Source organism: Marinobacter halodurans, from assembly GCF_004327985.1.
GTDB lineage: Bacteria > Pseudomonadota > Gammaproteobacteria > Pseudomonadales > Oleiphilaceae > Marinobacter_A > Marinobacter_A halodurans.
Genome location: NZ_SJDL01000132.1, coordinates 1 through 1,207, shown reverse-complemented (window position 1 = coordinate 1,207; position 1,207 = coordinate 1). Strand labels below are relative to the sequence as shown.

Sequence of the window (1,207 nt, the reverse complement as noted above, 5' to 3'; positions counted from 1 at the left end):
AAGATGTTGGTGGCTATCTGATGGACTATTACAACCGGCAGCGACCTCACACATTCAACGATGGCATTCCGCCCGTTGCAGCTGAGGAAAACCTTAAAATACTGTCCGGGATTAGTTGACCACTACAAACGCCCAGGGGCTCGTAAAAAAGAAAATGGAGCGCCTACCTGACTCGGCTTATTTAACGGGAGCAAAAAACTTAATAGAACAACAGCTCACCCTACTTCCTGACCCTAAAGATACTGGTCTGCCGAGGTTCAATGGTCGGATTGCACCCCATACCGTCAGACAATTCAAAGAGGCAAACTGGACGTTCATTCTTTCCTGCCGGGAGCTTAATTGGATTATTCGGGCTGCTTACTTGCCAGCGTTTTTTCCGTTCATAACTAGCAGAAGGCTGCTTAAGTTTTCGGACGCTTTGTTTTGTTTCTTTGAAAATCAGCTGCATCGTAGCGACGCGCATGACGCTATTCGGTTCAGATTGCTTGATATGGATCATACCTGGTTCCTTCGCGCTTTAAGTGGGGTACAGGGTTGGTTGAGTCATGAAAGCTCTACTCTTGTAAAGAATTTTCCGGACATCTTTGGTGGCCAAAACGTAGGCTTTGGCTCTCACGAATTACGTCGCCTCTTGAATACTATGGCCTTTCGAAGTGACGTCTCGGGTCAAGAGATCGCGGCTTGGTCTTCCCGCGCCGATGAGCGGCAAAACACCTATTACAATCAAATCGACGATGACGAGATGGTTGAGCGTACAAAAGCTCTGATCAAGAAAGACCGAATTATTGAAACCCATGAAATTGTTGTGCATAGCGACCCCAACATTGAAGAAATAACGCTCATGGCCGAGCAAGAGACTCCTTGTGGGCGGTGTCGGAGCCCTTGGTCCGTTGCGCCATGTGAACTTGCTGGAGACTGTATTGGCTGCGATGCGCTGGCATGCATCAAGGGAGAAAAAGAAAAAGAACAAAACATACGGGCAGAGGTTGGGCGTTATCAAAAGAGGTTGAGGAGAGCTCTCAGAGCTGATCAAAGTGGGAATTTTGGTGCCAGCCACTGGGTTGAATATTACGTGAAGAAGAGTTATCGTCAAATCTGGTGTATGAACATCAGGCAGCGTTCCTGTCTGATTGTTGCTCAACCGCTTCTCCGTCCCGGAACTCGACGTTGTTAACGACCAGTTCCAGAAGCTGAAATCCTTTGATGC

Annotated in this window: 2 protein-coding genes; both read right to left on the bottom strand. The window is 47.9% G+C overall.

Annotated features, from left to right (window positions below; genetic code table 11):
- Positions 1–220: 220 nt before the first annotated feature.
- Entirely contained in the window at positions 221–499 is a 279-nt protein-coding gene (locus EZI54_RS23750) for a hypothetical protein (RefSeq protein ID WP_131484318.1), read from the bottom strand.
- A 120-nt stretch (positions 500–619) separates the two neighbouring features.
- Positions 620–1,141 (bottom strand): hypothetical protein, encoded by a 522-nt coding sequence (locus EZI54_RS23745; RefSeq protein WP_131484317.1) that lies wholly within the window; start codon positions 1,139–1,141, stop codon positions 620–622.
- Positions 1,142–1,207: the final 66 nt, after the last annotated feature.